This is a genomic window from Paenarthrobacter sp. NPDC057355, from assembly GCF_042667405.1.
Lineage (GTDB): Bacteria > Actinomycetota > Actinomycetes > Actinomycetales > Micrococcaceae > Arthrobacter.
The window spans coordinates 59,258-73,788 of sequence record NZ_JBHVAL010000010.1; the positions used below are offsets into that span (position 1 = coordinate 59,258).

Annotated in this window: 14 protein-coding genes; 3 read left to right on the forward strand and 11 right to left on the reverse strand. The window is 63.3% G+C overall.

Translation table 11 applies throughout. From position 1 onward, the window contains the following. Window positions 1-62 precede the first annotated feature (62 nt). The gene (locus ACFUOZ_RS12780) at window positions 63-1,280 is read right to left on the reverse strand and encodes an acyl-CoA dehydrogenase family protein (RefSeq protein WP_377548595.1); all 1,218 of its coding nucleotides are present in this window, start codon (window positions 1,278-1,280) and stop codon (window positions 63-65) included. A gap of 132 nt (window positions 1,281-1,412) precedes the next feature. Here ACFUOZ_RS12780 and ACFUOZ_RS12785 point away from each other — a divergent pair, with 132 nt between their 5' ends. Next, window positions 1,413-3,131: an AMP-binding protein gene (locus ACFUOZ_RS12785; protein ID WP_377548598.1), complete on the forward strand. Its 1,719-nt coding sequence runs from the start codon at window positions 1,413-1,415 to the stop codon at window positions 3,129-3,131. A 38-nt stretch (window positions 3,132-3,169) separates the two neighbouring features. Next, entirely contained in the window at window positions 3,170-3,676 is a 507-nt protein-coding gene (locus ACFUOZ_RS12790) for a MarR family winged helix-turn-helix transcriptional regulator (RefSeq protein WP_377548601.1), read from the forward strand. Between the two features lie 16 nt (window positions 3,677-3,692). Here the strand turns inward: ACFUOZ_RS12790 and ACFUOZ_RS12795 are convergent, their stop codons facing one another. After that, the gene (locus ACFUOZ_RS12795) at window positions 3,693-4,970 is read right to left on the reverse strand and encodes an HNH endonuclease (protein ID WP_377548785.1); all 1,278 of its coding nucleotides are present in this window, start codon (window positions 4,968-4,970) and stop codon (window positions 3,693-3,695) included. 178 nt (window positions 4,971-5,148) lie between these two features. Here ACFUOZ_RS12795 and ACFUOZ_RS12800 point away from each other — a divergent pair, with 178 nt between their 5' ends. Continuing rightward, window positions 5,149-5,814 (forward strand): TenA family protein, encoded by a 666-nt coding sequence (locus ACFUOZ_RS12800; RefSeq protein ID WP_377548603.1) that lies wholly within the window; start codon window positions 5,149-5,151, stop codon window positions 5,812-5,814. A gap of 125 nt (window positions 5,815-5,939) precedes the next feature. Here the strand turns inward: ACFUOZ_RS12800 and ACFUOZ_RS12805 are convergent, their stop codons facing one another. The 9 genes from ACFUOZ_RS12805 to ACFUOZ_RS12845 all read right to left on the reverse strand — a co-directional run bounded on the left by ACFUOZ_RS12805 (window position 5,940) and on the right by ACFUOZ_RS12845 (window position 14,312). Next, on the reverse strand, window positions 5,940-6,314 hold the full coding sequence (locus ACFUOZ_RS12805; RefSeq protein WP_377548605.1) for a hypothetical protein: 375 nt from the start codon (window positions 6,312-6,314) through the stop codon (window positions 5,940-5,942). A gap of 688 nt (window positions 6,315-7,002) precedes the next feature. Further along, entirely contained in the window at window positions 7,003-7,299 is a 297-nt protein-coding gene (locus ACFUOZ_RS12810) for a hypothetical protein (protein WP_377548608.1), read from the reverse strand. A 125-nt stretch (window positions 7,300-7,424) separates the two neighbouring features. After that, the gene (locus tag ACFUOZ_RS12815; protein ID WP_377548787.1) at window positions 7,425-8,204 is read right to left on the reverse strand and encodes an enoyl-CoA hydratase; all 780 of its coding nucleotides are present in this window, start codon (window positions 8,202-8,204) and stop codon (window positions 7,425-7,427) included. 45 nt (window positions 8,205-8,249) lie between these two features. Further along, the gene (gene mmsB, locus ACFUOZ_RS12820) at window positions 8,250-9,173 is read right to left on the reverse strand and encodes a 3-hydroxyisobutyrate dehydrogenase (protein WP_377548611.1); all 924 of its coding nucleotides are present in this window, start codon (window positions 9,171-9,173) and stop codon (window positions 8,250-8,252) included. Then, window positions 9,170-10,246 carry an enoyl-CoA hydratase/isomerase family protein gene (locus ACFUOZ_RS12825; protein WP_377548613.1) on the reverse strand — a complete coding sequence of 359 codons (1,077 nt, stop codon included), beginning with the start codon at window positions 10,244-10,246 and terminating at the stop codon, window positions 9,170-9,172. Before ACFUOZ_RS12825 ends, mmsB begins: the two co-directional genes overlap by 4 nt. Further along, window positions 10,246-11,745 (reverse strand): CoA-acylating methylmalonate-semialdehyde dehydrogenase, encoded by a 1,500-nt coding sequence (locus tag ACFUOZ_RS12830; protein WP_377548615.1) that lies wholly within the window; start codon window positions 11,743-11,745, stop codon window positions 10,246-10,248. The genes ACFUOZ_RS12825 and ACFUOZ_RS12830 overlap by 1 nt, the downstream gene beginning before the upstream one ends. A gap of 121 nt (window positions 11,746-11,866) precedes the next feature. Then, window positions 11,867-12,445: a hypothetical protein gene (locus ACFUOZ_RS12835; protein WP_377548617.1), complete on the reverse strand. Its 579-nt coding sequence runs from the start codon at window positions 12,443-12,445 to the stop codon at window positions 11,867-11,869. Between the two features lie 13 nt (window positions 12,446-12,458). Then, window positions 12,459-13,850, reverse strand: coding sequence for a cryptochrome/photolyase family protein (locus ACFUOZ_RS12840; RefSeq protein WP_377548619.1), 1,392 nt, complete (start codon window positions 13,848-13,850; stop codon window positions 12,459-12,461). A 117-nt stretch (window positions 13,851-13,967) separates the two neighbouring features. Beyond that, window positions 13,968-14,312 (reverse strand): hypothetical protein, encoded by a 345-nt coding sequence (locus tag ACFUOZ_RS12845; RefSeq protein ID WP_377548621.1) that lies wholly within the window; start codon window positions 14,310-14,312, stop codon window positions 13,968-13,970. Window positions 14,313-14,531: the final 219 nt, after the last annotated feature.

The window sequence follows — 14,531 nt, forward strand, 5'->3', positions numbered from 1 at the left end:
GCATCCCCTCGCCAATGCACTACCGGCGAGGGGATGCCCTTCCCCTTTTAAACGAACGCCGACTAAACGAACGCCGACTTTCCCGTCACCGCGCGGGCCACGATCATGGAGTTGATCTCGTAACTGCCCTCATACGTGAAGAGGATTTCGGCGTCGCCAAAGAGCTTGCCCATCTCGTAATCCGTGGTGATCCCGTTCCCGCCCAGCAGCGAGCGGCCCATCGCCACGGAGGAGCGCGCCAAGCGGGTGGTGGTGGCCTTGCACATGGCGGCTTGGACCATCTCAAGCCTGCCTGCCTGCTGGATACGCGCGAGTTCAACCATCATGGACAAAGATGCATTGGCGTTGCCCAGGATGTCGGCGAGCTGCTGCTGCACCAGCTGGAACCGCGCGAGTTCCTTACCGAACTGCTTCCGCTCCAAAGCGTAGGCCCGGGCTATATCAAAGGCAGCCAACTGGATGCCGGCAGCCTGCCACCCCACCCAGGCACGGGAATCCCGCAGAAGGTCATTGGCGCGTGAAAACTCGCTTGCGCCGGGCAGCAGGTTCGACGCCGGGATGCGGACCTCGTCCAGGACGATGTCCGCGTTCTGCATGATGCGCAGGCCGATCTTGTTGGAGATCTTCGTGGCGGAGTAGCCGGGGCGGTCGGATTCCACAATGAATCCCTTGATGTGGCCATCGGAATGATCGCGGGCCCAGACCAAGGCGAAGTCGGCAATCGTGGCGGCCCCGATCCAGCGCTTGGCACCGTTGATGACCCATTCGCCGCCGTCGCGCCGAGCCGTCGTCGAAAGTCCTCCGGCGATGTCCGAACCGTGGTCCGGTTCGGTCAACGCAAAGGCTCCCAGCTGTGTGAACGCCTGCAGGCCGGGCAGCCAGGTGCGCTTTTGTTCCGGGGAGCCGAGCTCGTGGATCATGCCGACGATGAGTTCATTGTGGATACCCACCAAGGCCGAAAGCGAGACGTCGGCGCGGGCCACCTCGGTGTACATCAGGCCCTTGAACAGCTGGGAAGAACCGTCGGTTTGCAGCCCACCCAGCCCGTACCCGGCCATTTCCGCGAGCAAGCCGAAGGGGAACTCCTCCCGGTTCCAGTATTCGATGCTGGCTCCGCGGATCCGCTCCTGCAGGAACTCCCTGGTGCGCAGATACCGCTCGCGCTCACCCTCGGGCAGCAGATCAATCACGTGCATGAGGTCCGCCTCCGGGTAAGGAGGGAGGACGCGTTCCGACGCTGGACCGCTGGTAACGGTGGCGGCAGCTTTTTGATCGAGCATTAGACCCCTTCGTCATGTGCCGGGAGGCTCTTCCAAACCCTTGGATGTCCTAGTATATTGCAAGGTGATGTGGATCACTAGGCGGGATGCCAAGGCAACGGTGCCGGGCAACCCGAAGGCGAAAGGCGGACTATGACAGTCACAGAGGACTTCCGTGCGGCCCGCGACCGGCTGCTGGAACTGCGCGAAGACTACGCAACGGCCCACAAGGAATTCCAATGGCCACGGTTCGAGGAGTTCAACTTCGCCCTCGACTGGTTCGACCAGCTGGCCGCCGATCCTGGCAGGGGCGAGCAACCCGCCCTGGTGATTGTCGAACAGGACGGCAGCTCCACGCGGCGCACGTTCAAGGAACTCTCTGAGCGGTCCTCCCAGCTCGCCAACTGGCTGCGAGGACAGGGCGTCCGACGCGGCGACCACATGATCATCATGCTCGGCAACCAGGTGGAGCTTTGGGAACTCATGCTGGCCGGCATCAAGCTGGGCATCGTCATGATCCCCACCACCACCCTCATGGGCGCCCGGGATCTGCAGGACCGGGTTGAGCGCGGCGGCGCGGCTTGGGTTGCCGTCGGCAGCGCAAACATCGGCAAGTTTGCCGCCGTCGAGGGTGACTACCAACTGATTGAGGTGGGTGCGGAACGCACCAGCCCGGAGGCCAAACACTACGCGGATTCGTACGACGCCGGCACGGACTTCACGCCGGACGCCCCCACGCGCGCGGATGAGACGCTCCTGCTCTACTTCACGTCCGGGACCACCTCCCGCGCCAAGCTGGTGGAGCACACTCACACGTCCTACCCCGTGGGCCACCTGTCCACCATGTACTGGATCGGCCTGGAACCGGGCGATGTCCACCTGAATGTGGCCTCCCCGGGTTGGGCCAAGCATGCGTGGTCCAACGTCTTCACACCTTGGATCGCTGAGGCCACGGTCTTCATCTACAACTACGACCGCTTCGATGCAGCGGCACTCATGGCTCAGATGGGCCGGGAGGGCGTGACGAGCTTCTGCGCGCCGCCCACCGTGTGGCGGATGCTGATCCAGGCTGACCTGAAGCAACTCACCAACCCGCCGCGCAAAGTTGTCTCGGCCGGCGAGCCCCTGAACGCGGAGGTCATCGGCCAGGTGGAAGAGGCGTGGGGCGTGACCATCCGGGACGGCTTCGGGCAGACCGAGTCCACGGTCCAGATCGCCAATACGCCGGCCCAGCCGGTGAAAATCGGCTCCATGGGGCGCCCGCTCCCCGGGTACGACGTCGTCCTGGTGGACCCGCTCACCGGTGAAGAAGCCGACGACGGCGAACTCTGCTTGCGCTTGGACCCCCGGCCTGTGGGGCTCATGAAGAGCTACTTCGGCGACGAGGCCAAAACCGCCGATGCCTTCCGGAATGGTTACTACCACACGGGCGACATGGCCAGCCGGGATGCCGACGGCGTCATCACCTACGTGGGTCGGGACGACGACGTCTTCAAGTCCTCGGATTACCGCTTGTCGCCTTTCGAGCTCGAAAGCGTATTGATCGAGCACCCCGCAGTGGCGGAGGCCGCCGTCGTACCGTCCCCTGACGCAGTGAAGTTGTCGGTTCCGAAAGCCTTCGTGGTGCTGGCCGCCGGCTACGAACCCGGTCCTGCGGTGGCGGAAGACATCCTGCGATACTGCCGCGAACACCTGGCACCGTTCAAGCGGATCCGGAGGCTCGAGTTCGGCGAGCTGCCCAAGACCATTTCGGGCAAGATCCGTCGCGTAGAGCTCCGTGGATCTGAAGTCCAGCGGCATGGAGACGGCCCCTTGCCTTCAGGTTTGGGCGTGGAATATACCGAAGAAGAGTTCCCGAATCTGAAAGACTAGGCACGTCGAGCAGCCGGCACCCCACCTTTAGGAGGCCCATGGGCACCCCACTCCCCCGCGATCCCATCGCCGACGCCCAGCGCAACTGGGAGCGGCACGGTTGGGGAGACGTCGCGGCGCCCATGGCCGCCATCACGGCAATCATGCGGACGCAGCAGATCCTGCTGGCCCGCATCGAAACCGTGCTCAAGCCCTTCGGCCTGACCTTCGCCCGGTACGAACTCCTGGCCTTGCTGAGTTTCGCCCGCAGCGGCGCGCTGCCCATGAACAAAGCAAGTGCGCTCCTGCAGGTGCATCCCACCTCGGTGACCAACGCCGTCGACCGCTTGGAAAAAGCCGCCCTCGTGGCCCGCTCCCCGCACCCTACCGATGGCCGCACCACCCTGATCGAGCTCACGCCTGAGGGCCGCACCGTGGCAAAGAAGGCGACGGCGGCGCTGAACACCGAGGTTTTCGGCAAGTCGGGCTTCAGGGACGACGACGTCGATCACCTCATCCGCGTGTTGGGCGCCTTCCGCAGGGATGCCGGGGACTTCGAGGACTGAGAGCTGAACGAGCGTTTTACGTTCTGGAGGGGCGGTCCCCGGGAAGGGGCGGGGCCTTTGACAGGTAGCTATGCCCGGTGGGGGTCCTGATTTCGAGGGTCTGAACGTCAGCGTGTACAGCTTGGGTGGCCCACCCCGGCTGCTCCTTGGTGTGGTTGCATGCTTCACACAGTCCTGCACCATTTGCGAAGTTGGTTTTGCCCCCGGAACGCCAGGGCACGATGTGGTCGATATGCCGGATGGGCGCGTCACAATAGGGCGTCCGGCAGGTATGGTCCCGGGTCTCGATGAAGCGACGGAGCCGCCCGGTAAAGAGCCGGGCCTTGGAATCAGTGGCCAGGAGCTCCCCCGTGGCCGGCGCGGTGTAGAGGCGGCGAAGCCAGACCTGGAACTCTTCGTCGGGGACGGCTGGTTCCCCACCAGCGACCTGTTCTCCACCGACGGCCGCTCTCGCCCATGCGGCAGGGACGATCCCGTAACCCTGAAGCCGCGCGGGTTCGCTATCGCCCTGGAACAGGGAACGATCCGTCATGACGAGGTCCAGGTTGATCCCCGTGTACCCGCCCGGCGTTCCGGTGACGCGTTCAACCAGCGTGTCAGCCATGATCTGACCGCGGGTGGGGACAACCCCGCCAGACTCCACAGGCCGGGTGGAACGGGCCGAATCTGCAGCGCGGTTCAGCGCGGCGTACACCGCCACTCCTTGGGCGACAGGTAGCAGGGCGGTCAGGTAGGTCATTGTGTCCGGCGCCGGTCGCAGGCTGACGGTCCGCTCGGAGGCAGCGCGACTGGCACGTCCAACGACCGACCGCGGATCGCGACGGTACGCGGCAGCTTTTGCCGCCGCGATGACTGCCCTATCCCCTTTGCCTTCGAAGGTCCCGGTGTCCGGCGCGAGTTCCTCATCCACCGCGACCCGATCCTCCACGCTGAGGCAGGCTGTCTCCTTGACGAGCAGCGTGGCGCGCCATTCGTTCAGCTGGCCGGAGTTCAAGGCCGCCAAGGTTCGCGGCATCTCCATGACCAGGGCTTTCGCCAAACCAAGCAGTCGTGATCCACGGTTGGGCGATTCACGACGCGCCAACGCAAGCTGTGCACCGACGCCCTTGCCACGCTCCGATGCAGGGATACCGGCTTCGGCTTGTTCGGCGCGCTGGGCAAGATCGAAAGCGACAGCAACCCGCGCCTGCAAACCGCAGATAGCCGACTTCATCTCCTCCAAGACACGCAGCTGCTCGATGAGGTCGGCGCTGACGGTGCTGGCTGAACGACCGCTGGAGTGAACGGAATCCATGGCAGCGCGAGGGCGCCCAAGCGCCACTTCTGCGCCCGCTTGCCTCTCCTCGATTAGCTCCATGACCTAACTCTGGCAGGAGGCACTGACAATATAACGTCCGTGAACCGAAGGCTGCCTCGGTGGCGGTCGGGCTACGCTGCTAGGCTCCGAATGCAGATAACTGAGGAGGAAACACGTGGGCTTTGCCGAGGAACTCAAGCACGAGTGCATCAACAACTGGGATGCCGCGGTCAACCATCCGTTCGTGAGCCAGTTATTGGACGGGTCCCTTTCCGATGACCACCGGCGCCATTACCTCGTCCAGGACTACCAGTTCTGTGATGCCTTCACAGCGCTTCTTGGACAAGCGGTCGCGTCCGCCCCGTCGCTGTCCTCGCGGTTGGTGTTCGCACGGGTCCTGGGCGCCTTCGCTTCGGATGAAAACACCTACTTCCAGGACTGCTTCGATGAACTGGACATCCCTGAGGCCGACCGGACTCAGCCCGCGCTCGGAAGTGTGACCCGCGACTTCGACGCCCTCATGCGAAGCGCCCTGACCAGCCGCTCCTACCCCGACGTCCTGGCTGTCCTCCTCGTTGCCGAGTGGCTCTACGGAGACTGGGCGGCACGGGCAGGGGATCCTGCCTCGTGGCCGGCCGCGCCGAAACACTCGGAATGGATCCGTCTCCACAACAATCCCGAATACAACGCCTGGGTGACGTGGCTGCGGGAGGAGTTCAACGCCGTCGAACCCGAATCGCCGGAGATCCGCGCGCGCGTCACAGAGACGTTCCGCGAGGCGGTCCGGCTGGAACTTACGTTTTTCGACGCCGCCCTGGACCCGTCGGCCGCCCCGGCCTGAGGCGTGAAAACTACCTGGCGTCGGGGCCTGGTGTCCTGGTTTGGCCATTGCCTCCGGAGCTGACTTCGACTCGATGCCCACGTTTATCCCGGTGGAACGACGCGGTACGTACGAGGAGGAGCCTGTCAGACGTCTTCAGCGATTCCTGGGTGGGGGCGATCAACGAAGTAGAAAGGCGCGGCCTTGCCGTCACGCTCGTTGTCGTATTGGATGATGCAATTCTTCGCTTGATACACGGAGATCGCGCGTGGAAATCCAGGTTCGGTTCGCTGTTCACGCAACCGTTCCAATGCCCCAACGCGGTCTCCAGTCTTCTTATCCGTTCGCACGCCGATATCGGCAGTTAGGATCCGAACACCTTCCGGGTCACGGGCGATGAAGCCCTCCAGACTGAAGTGCAGCTCCAGGGTCAGATACTTACTCGCCATAACCGCGCGGGCCAAGTCCTGTGTAGTGCTGGTGAAGTGTTCTAGGGCAACATTCGGAGGCTTCTGAAACATGACCCATTCATACCATCCCGCTAAGACAAGGACGCTCATAGGAAAATCGCCGCCCTATTCTTCGCTCCCGGGCGCGCGCCGATCCTGTTAACGGGACGGATGGGCCTGGCCTATGCGCAAAGCCAGAGGCCGTTGGTCTCGCAGCGTAGGTCAGGAATTTTCTTGGGGGGTCTACCGTCGATTCCAGCCGCTCTCACCTTCCTGCCTCGACCTGCTATGCCGTTTCCCTTTAGGCAATCCGCATTTCGTATCTCACACTGATCTGATGGACGAATCATGGACCCGAATACTATGGCTCGGGGAAGGCTCATGGCTTGGTCTTGTCGGCGACGTCCTTTATGTCGGGAATGAAACGAGGCCTCAAAGACAGCTGGATACGGAGACACCGACTGGGTTGGTTGCGTGTCTGGAACGTCCTTATGAAGTCGTCAGAGCAGAACTGGGGGCTCGAGAAATTGAGCTGTCCATGGCGCCTGGGACTCTGCTTGCGACAGTTCCGCTGGCAAGCATTCCATCAGCGGCGGTGTTGACCATAAGATCATCGTCGCTATCGAAGAATCCTCTTGGGCTAGCCAATCAAGCAAGCACCGTGCCGCCAGCCTTCGACGGCGCAGCAGCGAATAAGCCCTACGGCTTCCCGGTGATCATCCTTAACGCATTCCTGACTTTGCCCGTGAGCAGGGATGGCCTACCAAGTAATGAGGACCCAGTCGCCAGGAAGATCATCTTGGCTGAGGACTGATACTGCAAAGGCGCGGGCTTCTTCCACATCGGATCCTGTGTAGGACGCCCAAGGTACCTCGATGAACGTGCCGTCATTCTGGTAGTCCCGAATATCCAGTCCTAGAACCAGCCGCCCTGAGCCGGCAAGTCCCTCGATGGCGGCAGTAGCTTGGGAAATCGGCCAACTCACTTCACCGTTCGGGTCGCACCGAGCTCCACGTTGAAGGTCCTCAGTAAGGAACGAAAGGTCCGTAGCAGTCATACCCGGATCATAGGGTCCGCTCCATGCAGAAGTCCTATCTAGAGCGCCCGCAAGCATCAGTCCTCCATCGGCCGTATCCGACGTGGGCGGATCGAACGACCGAAGTTCTGAATGCGGCCTCAGAGCTACCGGTGCCTGAACTCCGGCTGGCGCTTCTCGCTGAACGCGGCCATCCCTTCCTTCTGGTCCTCGGTGGCGAAGAGTGAGTGGAAGATCCGGCGTTCAAAGAGCACGCCCTGCGCCAGGCCGGTTTCGAAGGCCGCGTTGACCGCTTCCTTGGCCATCATCGCCACGGGTTTGGACTTGGAGGCAATGACCTCTGCGGCTTTGACGGCTTCATCGATGACGTCAGCGGCCGGCACGATCCGGGACACCAGTCCGGCGCGCTCAGCCTCTTCGGCATCCATGAAGCGTCCGGTAAGCACCATGTCCATGGCCTTGGACTTACCCACAGCCCGGGTGAGGCGCTGCGAGCCGCCCATGCCCGGGATCACGCCAAGGTTGATTTCAGGCTGGCCGAATTTGGCGTTGTCCCCGGCGATGATGAAGTCGGCCATCATGGCCAGCTCGCAACCACCGCCCAGGGCAAAGCCTGAAACCGCGGCGATCACGGGGATCCGCAGGCGGGTAAGGTCCTCCCAGTGCCGGAACCAGTCCGCCGCGTACATCTCCATGTAGCTGTTGGACGACATTTCCTTGATGTCGGCGCCGGCCGCGAATGCCTTGGCGGAACCCGTGATCACTACGGCTCCAACCTCCGGATCGGTATCCATGGCCCGCACGGCGTCAACGAGTTCGTTCATCAGGGCAGTGTTCAGCGCATTCAACGCCGACGGCCGGTCCAGGGTCACCAAGCCCACCCGCCCACGCCGTTCCACCAGAATGTTGTTGTACTGCTCCGTCATGTTCTCCCTCTCAACCAAGCTCGTCATCAGTTCAGTTCCAACCTCTCACACAGACTTGTCGCGAATGTCCGTAATGATGCCGGAGAAGTCCCGTCCAGCGCCCTCGCCGGCAGCAAAGGCATCGTAGATGCGGGAAGCCAATGGCCCCATCTCCGCAGAGACGCCCGTGCTCTCCAGCGCATTCACGGCCAACCGCAGGTCCTTGGCCATCAAGGCCCCTGCAAAGCCGGGCTGGTAGTCGCGGTTCGCCGGGCTGGTGGGGACCGGCCCGGGAACAGGACAGTTGGTGGTCAGCGCCCAGCACTGGCCGGAGGCATTGGACGCGACGTCGAACAACGCCTGATGCGTCAGCCCCAACTTCTCGCCGAGCACGAACGCTTCGGCGACGGCGATCATGGAAACACCCAGGATCATGTTGTTGCAGACCTTCGCCGCCTGCCCGGCACCGTGGTCGCCGCAGTGGACAATCCGCTTGCCCATCAGTTCAAGGATCGGCTTGACGGTCTCGAAGTCCTCCGGCAGCGCACCCACCATGAACGTGAGCGTGCCCGCTTCGGCCCCCACCACGCCGCCGGAAACAGGCGCGTCCACGGATCGGTGGCCGGCTTCCAAGGCGATCTCCGCGGCTTGGCGGGCCTCGTCCACATTGATGGTGGAGCAGTCCAGGAACAAAGTGTCCGGCTTGGCGACGCTTAACAAACCGGGCCCGTCCACACCCCGGTACGCGTCCAGCACGTGCTTGCCGCTGGGCAACATGGTCAATACGACGGCGGCCTCCGCGGCAGCCTCATGCGCCGATGACGCCATGGGAATTCCATGGGCTTTGGCGGCCTCGACGGCGGCCGGAACCGGATCATAGCCAACAACGTCGTGGCCGGCCTTGATCAGGTTGGCGGCCATGGGTCCACCCATGTGGCCCAGGCCGAGGAAAGCGATGAGCCCCGTGGCCGATGCTGCATTCTCTGTCATGTCGTTTCCTTCAACTCAGCTGGGCTTGCCGAAAGACCCAGTTCGCGGTCACCAAGCGGGGCAAAATAGCCCTCGACGTCGGACTCCGTTACGTCGGCGAGGGTGGCGGGCTTCCAGTGCGGGTTCCGGTCCTTGTCCACCACCTGCGCGCGGATTCCCTCACGGAAATCGGGTCCGGACAGGCATCGGAGCCCCACGCGGTACTCCTGGTCGAGCGCTTCCTCCAGGGACAGCCCCCGGACGCGCCGCAACGATTCCAAGGTGACTTTGACCGACGTCGGCGACTTGGCCTCGATCGTCTCTGCCGCTGCAACCGCTTCAGCCCCAGCGGAACGCAAACTCCGCACAATTTCCTCGGCGTCATTGCCCGCGTAGCAGTCGTCGATCCATTCCCGCTGGGCCGCCAGAGCCGAGTACGGCGCGGCTTGGGCAAAACGCTCGACGGCGACCTCCGCCGTCGAGCTTTCCAGCGCTTCCGCCAGCGCGGGGAGGCTTTCGGACGGGACGTAGTAATCCGCGAGCCCGAGGAACAAAGCATCCGCCCCGGACAGGTGCGCACCGGTCAACGCGGCGTGGGTACCCGCCTCCCCGGGTGCGCGGGACAGCAGCAGCGTCCCGCCGACGTCTGGCACGAAACCGATGGTGGTTTCCGGCATCCCGGTACGGGTCCGTTCGGTGACCACCCGGTATGAACCGTGCGCCGAAATGCCCACGCCGCCGCCCAGCACCAAGCCATCCATGAAGGCGACGTAGGGCTTGGGATAGTTGGCGATCAGGGCGTTGAGCCGGTATTCGTCGGCCCAGAAGTCCGCCGTTTCCGAGCCACCGTGGAGCATGTCCTTGTAGATGGCCACGATGTCGCCTCCGGCGCAGAGGCCCCGGTCCCCGGCACCGCGCACCAGCACGGTCTCCACTGATTCGTCGTCCGCCCAGGCACGCAGCTGTTCCAGCATGGCCAGGACCATGCCGTGGTTCAGTGCGTTGACGGCCTTGGGCCGGTTGAGCGTCACGACGCCGAGGTGGCCACGGCGCTCAAAGAGAACCTCTTCTTCTGCGGTGTCAGGCGCTCCCATCAGCTGCCCGCCGGCATCACGAAGCTGGCGCCCTGGCGGATGCCGGAGGGCCACCGCGAGGTGACGGTCTTGGTCTTGGTGTAGAAGCGGAAGGCGTCCGCGCCGTGCTGGTTCAGGTCGCCGAAACCGGACGCCTTCCACCCGCCGAAGGTGTAGTACGCGATCGGCACGGGAATTGGCACGTTGATGCCCACCATGCCCACTTCGACGCGGCTGGCGAAGTCGCGGGCGGAGTCGCCGTCGCGGGTGAAAATTGCGACGCCGTTACCGAACTCGTGCTCGCTGCAGAGCCTCAGCGCTTCGTCGTAGTCGGCAGCGCGCAGAACGCTGAGGACCGGCCCGAAGATCTCTTCCTTGTAGATCTTCATGTCCTTGGTGACGTTGTCGAAGAGTGTGGGACCTACCCAGAAACCGCCGTCGTACCCCTCCACGGTCAGTCCGCGGCCGTCTGTAACCAGCGTTGCGCCCTCGTCCACGCCCGACTGGATGTAGCCCTCAATGCGCTCCTTAGCGGAGGCAGCCACGACGGGTCCGAAGTCCGAGTCCTTGTCCAGGCTGTGGCCGACTTTGAGTTCCTTGACGCGCTCGGTCAGCTTGGCCACCAAGGCATCGGCGGTCTCCTGGCCCACCGGCACGGCAACCGAAATGGCCATGCAGCGTTCGCCTGCGGAACCGTACCCGGCACCAATCAGGGCGTCGGCAGCCATGTCCAGGTCGGCGTCGGGCATGATCACCATATGGTTCTTGGCGCCGCCGAAGCACTGCGCGCGCTTGCCGTGCGCAGCGGCGGTGGCGTAGATGTACTGCGCGATCGGAGTCGATCCTACGAAGCCGATCGCCTTGACGCGCGGGTCTTCAAGCAGGGCATCCACGGCTTCCTTGTCACCGTTGATGACGTTGAAGACGCCGTTGGGCACCCCGGCCTCGCTGTAGAGCTCGGCCAGACGCAGCGGCACGGACGGGTCACGCTCGGACGGTTTGAGGATGAAGGCGTTGCCTGCCGCGAGCGCGGGCCCGGACTTCCACAACGGAATCATGGCCGGGAAGTTGAACGGGGTGATGCCCGCGACGACGCCCAGGGGCTGCCGCAGGGAATGGACGTCAATACCGGCACCGGCGTTGTCGGAGAACTCGCCCTTGAGCAGGTGCGGCGCCCCTGCGGAGAACTCGACCACCTCGATGCCGCGCTGGATGTCGCCCTTGGCATCGGCGAACGTCTTGCCGTGCTCGGAGGACAGGAGCCTGGCGAGCTCGTCCATGTTGTCGTTGACCAGGTCCACGAACTTGAGAAGGATCCGTCCCCGGCGCTGCGGGTTCATGGCCGCCCATTCGAGCTGCCCCTTCTCGGCATTTGCGACGGCGTTGCGGACCTCGTCCGCGCTGGCAAGCGGGAGGCGGGCCTGGACTTCGCCCGTGCAGGGATCGTAGACGTCGCTGAAGCGGCCGGATGTACCCTCAACCCTCTGGCCATCTACGTAGTGTGAAAGCTCGCGCACCATGATGGAAATGCTCCTTTGCATCGTGAATGACTGACCTTCCCGGAGTGCTGGGAATCGGCGGGAACACGTAAGGAACTGTGATCCAGGTCATTTCTAGACCCGAATATACTCGGACTTCCTACTAATTTCCAGAGGGGTATTTCCCGGGTCGTACATCCCCGGCTATGCCGTCCGTGCGAGCCGGCCAGTGCCCGGTAACCTGATGGAAGTCGATGGCGCGCAAGAGCGGCGTCATGTCGAAGGCCCTGATATTCAGGCTGAGCTTGACGCCGTTTACCCACTTGACCGTCAAATACGGCTGCCCTTTCAATGTCTGGAAGCTGTAGCGCGCAATGTCGCTGTAGCAAAGAAGGTGTTCCTTGCCGAACACGCTGCGAAAGGCCACCTCATGTTCCCGGGCAGCCACATAGAAGTTGCGGTACATGAGCACGAAAACCACGCCACCCACCACGATGGCCACGGATGCGATGCGGAAGGGCAGCGGATCCCGCGCATGGTCGGAGGTGAAGGCGACAAGTCCCATGAGCAAGCCCACGGCAATGAAAAGCCAGCCCACCCCGGGCACGACCTTGGGCATCCGAACCCGTTCCGGGTACTCCTTGGACCGGTTGGGGTGTTTCCGGGCCCACCACGCGACAGCTGCGATGAACATGGCCACCACAACCATGATGATGATCTTCAGAACAAGCTCAACCGACATTCAGCCAGCCTACTCAGTGAACCTCTTTCATCCCCTTGTAGGCTTCCAATGCCTCGGCGCGCGTCGTCTTGAGGTCTACGATCTCCTCCGGGTATGCGGGGGTGCCGAACTCCGGAATCCAGTGGGCGATGTACTTCCCCTGCGGATCGAACTTCACGCGCTGGGCTTCGGGGTTGAAGATCCTGAAGAAGGGCGAGGCATCCGCACCGGATCCCGCCACCCACTGCCAGTTCGCCGGGTTTGATGCCGGGTCCGCGTCCACCAGGGTGTCCCAGAACCATTGCTCACCAAGCTGCCAATGGATACCGAGGTTCTTCACCAGGAAACTGGCAGCAACCATGCGGACGCGGTTGTGCATCCAGCCTGAGCTCCACAATTGCCGCTGGCCCACGTCCACCATGGGGAACCCGGTGTTGCCTTTCTGCCAGGCACGCAGTTCTTCAGGAGCGGACTCGTGGCCGGGATGCCGGCCATTGCTCCCGTTGCTTCCGGGCCATGCCCAGGGAAAGCGGTCGAATTCCGGGCGAAGGTTGGCCGTGGCCAGGTTCGGGTTATGGAAGTACTGGTGCCAGCAGAACTCCCGCCAACCCAGCTCCGAGGCAAAGATGCTGGAACTTTCGGATTGCCTGGAACCCAAGGCATGCCACACCTCGAACGGGCTCAGCTCTCCCCACCGAAGATAGGGCGAAAGCCGGCTGCTGCCCTCGGTGTCCGGCCGGTTCCTGCCCTCGCTGTAATTGGACAGTCCGTCCGCCACGAACTTCGCCAGTACCCTGTGGCCTGCCGCGGAGCCCGGTGTCCAGCTCTCCGCCAATCCCCCGGACCAGTCCGGCTTGCTGGGCAGCAGTTCCCAGGAGTCCAGCTCATCGTAGGCCGGGAGCTTGCCGGTAAACCCATGCCCCTGTTCCGGCACGGCCAGAGGTTCCCGGAATTCCTGCGCCGACACTGCCCGCCAGAAGGGCGTGAAAACCTTGTACTGGCCGCCGGTCTTGGTGGTAACTTCCCAGGGCTCGTGCAGCAGGGACGCCTGGAAACTGGAAACATGCAAACCGGCCTCGCCCGCCCAGGCCTTGATCCCGGCGTCGACCGTCCGCTCAGCCGCACCGTACCGCCGGTTCCAGTACAGCGCGCCCGCACCAAGCGTCGTCGTAGTCTTCCGGACAACGGAGGCGGCATCGCCGCGGCGCAACAGCAGGGGGATGCCGAGCGCGGCGAGGTCTTCGCGGAGGGCAGCCAGCGAATGGTGCAGCCACCAGCGGGAAGCTCCGCCGTGAGGGCGAATCCCTGGCGATTCCTCGTCGAGGACGTATAAGGCGACGGCGGCGCCGTCGTCCACGGCGGCACGCAAGGCAGGATTGTCGGCGACCCTAAGATCATCCCGGAACCACACAACAGACGGCTTCACGTAACCCCTCTCAGACGACGACCCCGGAAAACAGGAACAGCCCATGCCCCTCTTGGCATCCTAGGGGCATGGGCTGAAAAGCTGTTATCGGCAGTGCCGGATCAACGGGCACGCGGGTCAAGCGATGGCAGCGACTGCTTCCTCGTCGTCGCCCAAGAGCACCGGGGCGGTGGCGTTGGCAGATCCGGTCCACATGGGGACGTTATTGACGACGTAGTCCCTGGCGGCCGGTCCCACCATGGACATGCCGGGATAGATCCGAAGGCCGTTTTCCTTGGTGGGCTTCAGACCGTGCAAGGCCAGGGCAGTTTTGAAAGCGGAATCGGGGACGGGGACTTTGCGGCCAAGAACGCACCAACTGATGTACAAGCCGTAGAGAGTGTCAAAGTCCAGGCCCTTCTCAGTGTCGTCCTCGAACACCACGGAGTCGCGCAAAAAAGTGCTGATTTGGGTGTCGGTCATTTTTGGGGCCTCTACTTAGAGAAGTTAGGGCCGCCGGGCTGCATCAGCGAATGTCCTATTTACCCACTATAGACCCCTTTGGGGTTCCCGGAAGCGAAAACAAGGTTAACTCTCAGCGCAGGCGGTTGCACGTGGCGGGGTATGGCGTCCCTATTCCTGCGGGCGTACCGTCGTATCCATCCCCACTGATGGACGGACGCCCGGCGTCCGGCACAGCTC